The organism is Bacillus cereus group sp. BfR-BA-01355, from assembly GCF_022663675.1.
In the GTDB taxonomy this organism is placed as follows: Bacteria; Bacillota; Bacilli; order Bacillales; family Bacillaceae_G; genus Bacillus_A; species Bacillus_A thuringiensis_S.
This window is the reverse complement of the sequence record NZ_JAKUFY010000171.1, coordinates 1-6973: the sequence shown is the minus strand read 5'-3', so window position 1 is coordinate 6973 and position 6973 is coordinate 1. Positions and strand designations below refer to the sequence as shown.

Genomic DNA, 6973 nt, shown 5'->3' with positions numbered 1-6973 from the left:
GGTAATAGTCAATCAGCCTAAGAACCTATATGGTCTGTCTTAGGAGGGGTGATGGCACACCCTCATCTTGAAGGCTGTTCAAAACAGAAATGGACTGCGAATGCTTAGTCAGTCAAGAATCCCATCCGTTACACCGTAAGGTATAGGACTTGCGGCTTTAGCCGTGGGAGTGTCAATAAGGAATAGAAACTAAAAAAGAAATAGGAATGAACTTTTTTTATTATTTTGTTCATCTTTTTTCGTTTTAGGAGGGATTTTATCTTTTAGCCTGGTAACAACGCGGAAGGATCCTAAGTTTAAAAATCCCTGTAGCTACTGCATACCAGCAACAACCTTTTGAAATTCAGGTTACTGCGATGTATAATTATCATAAAATCTAAGGAGTTATATATATGGATAACATAAAAATAATAGCTGAGGTTCTGAGTATAGGGTTACAAATTGGTTTATTTTCAAAAATTGAAATAATTGATTGGGCTGATCAGACAATTGAAGCATTAGATAGCCCTTCTATTGAAATTATAGAAGTTTCTCTATCTAGTAATGATAAGTTGGTTGACATCGTACCTAAATTAAAAAACGTAAAAGGAACGTATGATAAAAAATTACCCGTAAAAATAATACTGGGGCTGTTATGGGATAAATTTATCCTAAATGAAGAAAATGTATTGGAAATAAAACCATTTATATCTAATTTGATACATAATAATTGCTGTGAGGGATTCAGTTATGTAGATGAACAGCTATATAACTTTAATGAGGAAATTAATTTAGCAGCAGATAATATATATGGGGATCTAGAAGATATTAGTCAAGAATTAAAAAGCTTTCTATTTCCTTATAAAGACTTTAGTAATCACTTCAGTTTTTGGGAAACTTAAAAAATATTAAATTGATGGTAATAGATCATTCGGAAATGCCCCCCATAAAATGGTAGTTTTATTATTACAGCTATCCTACAAAGTGGTTTATCTGTTCATGAAAAATAAGAATTGATTACACATAATACCGAAATTTATTTTCCTGCTTTAAACCTCACTCCTATAGAATAGCTAGTACAAATAGTTGAACTCTTAAAAAGAGCTTTAAAAAATAAATAGTAAGACCAATTTTCAACCGCCCTTTACAGGTGATCTTTTACTTTTTCTACTTCACATATACAAAGGGTTCATTTGTCGTAATATAGTATATTCTCCCCTTTTCATTCATAATTCTTTACTTCTTTTCTCACTCTTGCCAATGAATATGGTATATAATTGAGCACCTGCCAAAACTGAAAATGGTACGTATCAAACAACATAGAGAGATACCACAAAATTACAGAATCAAGTCATGTACGATTTCTATGACTTCTATGGGTAAATACTATGTGTCCATCTTGACTGAATATAAAAAAGAAATTGTACAAAAAGAAGTAGAAACATTTGTGGGGTTAGACTTTGCGATGGGTGGATTATACGTTAGTTCTGAGGATGAGAAAGCCAATTATCCTAATTTCTATCGTAACATGTTAGACCGGTTAGCAAAGGCACAACGAGTATTATCAAGGCGTAATAAAGGTTCTGAGCGTTGGCATAAACAACGTATTCGTGTAGCTAAGTTACATGAGAAAGTAGCTAACCAACGTAAGAATTTCCTTCATCATGAGTCTAAAAAGTTAGCTACTCATTTTGATGTCGTAGCTTTTGAAGATCTAAACATGAAAGGAATGTCGCAAGCACTTCATTTTTGAAAAAGTGTCACTGATAATGGATGGGGTATGTTCACTTCTTTCTTAGCTTATAAACTAAACGAACAAGGAAAACAACTTTTGAAAATAGGCAAATGGTTTCCTTCCACCAAAACATGTAGCAATTGTGGAAATATAAAAAATATGACTTTGTCTGAACGAATTTATTCTTGTATATGCGGTGTAAATCTCGATAGAGATTATAACGCAGCTATCAATATCAAAAATGAAGCAATACGCCTATTAGCGTTAGGATAAATTGCAATAACAAAACCTTTGGAACAAGGGAGTTAGCTCAGCTGTCTAAGGACAAATTCGTTAGCTATCAAAAGTAATGATTAACCGAGAAGCCCCCACTTCAAACAGTCCGTTAGGACGTTAAGTGGCGGGTAGTTCACACAAATAACAATTGCAACTATATTAATTTTACATTACATTAAAAGTTAGAGAAAGCGCTTATACTAATACAGTGCTAAATAGTAGGTGAAAAAATGGAATTTAACGATTTGGGTATTACCATTAAAGAACTTAGAATAAAAAAAAACATATCACAATCCGAATTGTGTCATGGAATATGTTCACAAAGTCAAATTAGCAAGATCGAAAAAGGTGTGATTTATCCATCTAGCATATTGTTATATCAATTATCTGAAAGACTTGGTATTGATCCAAATCATATATTTGCACTAACTCAAAACAAAAGATTAAAATATGTAGAAAATGTAAAATACGTAATAAAAGATTGCTTAAAGCAAAAACAATACAAAGAACTTTATGAAATAGTAAAAAAAGAGAAAAACTTGAATAATTTTCAAACAAACGAAGAGAAACAATTTCTAATATGGCATGAAGCAATCGCTATATTTGAGGTAAATAGATCAACAAAAACTGCTTTAACTCTTTTAAATCATGCGTTAAAACTAACTTTAACCAATTCTGATTTTTTATCAGAAAGAGAAATACATATTATGCAGACAATGGCTATATTTCATGGGGAAAATAAAGAATATGAAAAAAGTATTACGATATTAAAAAGATGTTTAACTAATTTTAATAAGTTAGATTTTTCTAGAGATAAAGAAATTAAATTAAAAATCATTTTCAATTTAGCAAAATGTTTAGACTTCACATATCAACATGAAGAGGCAATAAAATACATTGATAGGGGCATCAAATTAGCAATTAATCTAAGTACTTTATACCTATTAGGTGAACTATTCTATTTAAAAGGTCAGTGTTTATTAAAGATTAAACAACACAATGTAGAAGATGTTGTTTATAACTGGAAAAAAGCATTATTTATATTTGAACTAACAGAAAAAGAATATTATATAAAAATGGTACAAGATGAACTTATTAAAATACAAAATAAAAAACCCTCATAATTTCGTAAAAACTCCTTAAAAAGCCCACAGGAAAAGTTCCCGTAGGTTTTACATTTATAAACATATTATTATTTTTTATAAAACCGCATCTCCAATTATTAGATAACTATCTAATCCATTGGAAATGCGGTTTACTTAGGTCGTTAATGTTGCAGCTATTCTCTTTATTTGAAAATTACATCTACCATACTAATTTAATATTATATTCCTGAAGCCAACTATTAACTTGAAGTAAATAATCTATTATACCTCGTGCATCATTACCTGAAATTACTTCGTCTTTTCCTTCTGCTATCGCACGAACTCTTTCTATATTAATTAATGGCAAAATAGGTGATTCAGGATTGTTCAACACATGTAACATCCAATCACTAATACCTTGTAGATAAGAGGCATCCTTAGTGCTTGGATATGCACTTTTTTTACGATAACGTACATCCTCTGGAAGTACATTTTCAAAAGCTCTACGTAAAATACCTTTTTCAATATTGTCTATGCTTTTCATTTCGAATGGGACATTCCATAGGTATTCTACAAGCCGGTAATCGCAAAATGGAACTCGTACTTCAAAGCCATTCATCATACTTGTACGATCTTTTCGTTCTAGCATAAATGGCAAGAAACGTGTAATAAACATGTAAGACATTTGACGTTGCTTCATTTGCAGATCACTTTCACCTTCTAAAAAGGGAACCTCAGCAACCGCATCTTCAAATTTTTGTTTTTGATATTTGTCAGGGCTAATCTTCGCTTTAAAATCCTCTGATAAAATTTCTGTACTATACCATAAATTAACACTCCAAGGGAATATCTCTGCATCTAGAAACTTCTCTTGATGGAACCATGGATACCCTGAGAATACTTCATCTGCGGATTCGCCTGAAAGGGCAACTGTTGCGTCTTTTTTCATTTCCTTAAATAGCAAATAAAGAGACGTTTCTAGTTCTCCAACTCCAGGTAGATCACGCGCTCGCATTGGAGTTAATAAATGCTCTATTAAACTATCTGATCCTAACTCTATAGAATGATGCTTTGTTCCTACATATTCAGCCACACGTTTCACCCAAGGTTCATCACGATCAAAACGAAGGAAGTCTTGCTCAAAGTCTTTTTCATCATTGATGAAATTCAGGGAATATGTATGAAGACGTTCCCCTTTATTCCCAAATTCGTTTCCTGCTAAACCTGTTAAACCACTGGAATCTAAACCTCCGGAAAGCATAGATACCACTGGTTTATCAGCAATTAACTGACGTTTTACCGTATCTTGTAAAACGGAACGGATTGTTTCAACTGTTGTATCAATATCATCTACATGTTTTTTACTTTCAAGTTTCCAATACTGTGTCGTAGTCGAGCCATTTGAGGTAAACGTCATATAATGCCCAGCACGCACTTCATGTATATCCTTGAAAATAGCATGACCAGGAGTACGTGTTGGTCCAAGACAAAATATTTCAGAAAGTCCTTCTTTATCTACCTCTGCATCTACAAGCGGATGCGAAAGTAAAACTTTTAACTCTGAACCAAAGAGAATTGCGCTTCCCCTTTGAGCGAAAAATAAAGGCTTCACACCTAGATGATCACGACCAAGCATCAATTTCCCAAATCTTTCATCCCAAATACCAAAAGCAAAAATCCCATTTAAGTGTTGAACACAATCTTCTTGCCACTCTAAGTAAGCATGTAATAATACCTCTGTATCTGACTTGGTCTGAAATTCATGACCTTTCTCCTCAAGTTCTTTACGTAATTCTTGATAGTTATAAATTTCTCCATTGAACGTAAGGCCAATCGTATCATTTCCATCTTTATACAGCATAGGTTGAAGGCCACCTTCAGGATCAATGACGATGAGACGTCGATGACCTAATGCCGCTCGTTTTGAAAACCAATGCCCCTCTGCATCAGGCCCTCGGTGAATGATAGCATCTGTCATTTTTTTTAACGTTTCTTGTTCATGAGACAGGTCTTTAGACCAGTCTATCCACCCTGCAATTCCACACATAGTGTCTACCTTCTCTCAAATAGTATAGAAACCGACTAAAATCAAATATCAGTCGGTTTTCCGTAAAAAAATCCGACTAAAAACATCTTTTAGTCATGTTTATATAATAAAATGAATTGAATAAAAAATCAAATAATTCAATCGAGAAAGAAGTCACTGTCCCCTTTCATTTGAATTCTCATCGTCCGATTATAAAAATTATTACCTCAAACTTCCACCTTTATCCCTAGGTTATAAAGGTGCATTCTATTATAGTTATATACTAGAAATAAAAATGGTGTATGTTATTCTATAAGAAGCAAATAAAGGACTTTCTATTAGGAGTTACAAAATTACAAATGAACTGATACAGAATGTAAAGACAAAAAACTTCGCTAAATATTTCAAGGATAGGGTGTAGACAATGATCAAATTAGAAAAAGAAAATAAAAAGATGAAAATCATTCAATCTGCCACAATACTGTTCTCTACGCGTGGTGTCCGTAACACAACGGTTGATGAAATTGCAAAGACAGCTAAAGTTGGTAAAGGTACTATTTATTATTACTATACAGATAAAACTGAAATATTATGTGACTGCTATATACGTCATATTCAGCTCAAACGCTCACAATTATTTAATTTATATAAAGAAGAAAAAGATGTTTTACTTCGAATACAAAAAATTCTTCATTATATCAGCCTAGAATATCATCAAGATCCGTTTGTTTCTACACTCTTTCAAGAATATAAAGAGTACCATTCACCTGAAATTACAACTTGTTTTAAACAATCTGAAGAAGAAGCAATTAACATGATAAGTAATTTGCTCGAAAAAGGTTATCAGCAAGGAGCTTTGCATAAGGTACCATTACCACTTACAGCTTTTATGTTAGTACGAATGATTTTTAACTACGAACAGGATTATATAAAAGATGATAAAAGTGATACAGAATTTCTGCAGTTGCTAAAGCATATGCTGCTTAAAAACTAGTTTTAACAGCAAAAAAATAATTGTGGTACAAATATATGAAGAAGAACGTGAATAATGGATGGTTTCATAAGCTCTTTTCAGACTGGACAAACCTGCAAAATATCTAACGCTTATGTAGGAATGACTGATAAAATCCCAACCCGTGTAATTGTTCATCGACTAATAAAAGAATAACAGCGATTACAAGATCAAACTGTAAGGGAAAAAAGAATGAAATAAAGTATTCTGCTCGTAGCTAATACTTAGCGATATTAACAAGAAGTACCAATCATTTACTTGTGCTGATGGGAGAAGTAAATGATTGGTATTCTTTACGTTAGCCAATATAATTTAAATTTAAAACATGATAAGCATTCTTCCTCATTCATCGTTGCAAAAAAATAAAACGAGAAAGATTAGAATGCGAATTCAGGTGATGTTTTTATCATGTGCTAATATTCGAGTTCATTTCAATGTGCTTAAGCTTTTTATTTTTTACTCTATTAGATATAGGTTCACATTACTAATCTAATTAAATTAGATTAGATTATTTAGGCACCCTCTTCTGAATCCCATATTTCAATAAATTCAAAACCTTTTAAATCACTTTGTTCAATAAGAATCTTCAATTCATCTGAAATAAAAACAGCCGTGGGATGAATTTTCCCATTTATATAAACCTTAAAAATCATCTCATTTTGAACAGTATTACTATCAAATGCGAATTTTTCGCATCCTATTATTAAACCTGTAATCAGTTTTTTAAAAATTGCTTTATCACTATCAATTGCATCTAGTACATTCAACACATGGACCAAGTAATATACCTCACTAGTTGAATCGCGTAAAAGTGGTAAGAATTCAACATTATGGCCTATTGAAGGTTCTAATAATGTTTT

The 6973-nt window shown here is 32.2% G+C and carries 5 protein-coding genes and 2 pseudogenes; 5 read left to right on the top strand and 2 right to left on the bottom strand.

Going from position 1 to position 6973, the window contains the following annotated elements:
* Nucleotides 1-392 precede the first annotated feature (392 nt).
* The 3 genes and pseudogenes from MR167_RS29580 (at nt 393) to MR167_RS29570 (ending at nt 3114) form a co-directional block, all read left to right on the top strand.
* Complete coding sequence (locus MR167_RS29580) at nt 393-881, top strand: hypothetical protein (RefSeq protein WP_065229853.1); 489 nt, start codon at nt 393-395, stop codon at nt 879-881.
* A gap of 383 nt (nt 882-1264) precedes the next feature.
* Nucleotides 1265-1987: pseudogene (locus tag MR167_RS29575) on the top strand (RNA-guided endonuclease InsQ/TnpB family protein); the annotation flags it as partial.
* A 233-nt stretch (nt 1988-2220) separates the two neighbouring features.
* Nucleotides 2221-3114, top strand: coding sequence for a helix-turn-helix domain-containing protein (locus MR167_RS29570; protein WP_242316099.1), 894 nt, complete (start codon nt 2221-2223; stop codon nt 3112-3114).
* A 181-nt stretch (nt 3115-3295) separates the two neighbouring features.
* Here the strand turns inward: MR167_RS29570 and asnB are convergent, their stop codons facing one another.
* Entirely contained in the window at nt 3296-5122 is a 1827-nt protein-coding gene (gene asnB, locus MR167_RS29565; protein WP_242316098.1) for an asparagine synthase (glutamine-hydrolyzing), read from the bottom strand.
* A gap of 403 nt (nt 5123-5525) precedes the next feature.
* Here asnB and MR167_RS29560 point away from each other — a divergent pair, with 403 nt between their 5' ends.
* Together MR167_RS29560 and MR167_RS29555 are read left to right on the top strand one after the other, a co-directional pair.
* The gene (locus MR167_RS29560; protein WP_086398072.1) at nt 5526-6095 is read left to right on the top strand and encodes a TetR/AcrR family transcriptional regulator; all 570 of its coding nucleotides are present in this window, start codon (nt 5526-5528) and stop codon (nt 6093-6095) included.
* A 54-nt stretch (nt 6096-6149) separates the two neighbouring features.
* Nucleotides 6150-6499, top strand: a pseudogene (locus MR167_RS29555) (IS4 family transposase); the annotation flags it as partial.
* Nucleotides 6500-6625: 126 nt separating this feature from the next.
* Here the strand turns inward: MR167_RS29555 and MR167_RS29550 are convergent.
* Nucleotides 6626-6973: imm11 family protein (locus MR167_RS29550; RefSeq protein WP_346657778.1), on the bottom strand; the 348-nt coding region annotated here is incomplete at its 5' end.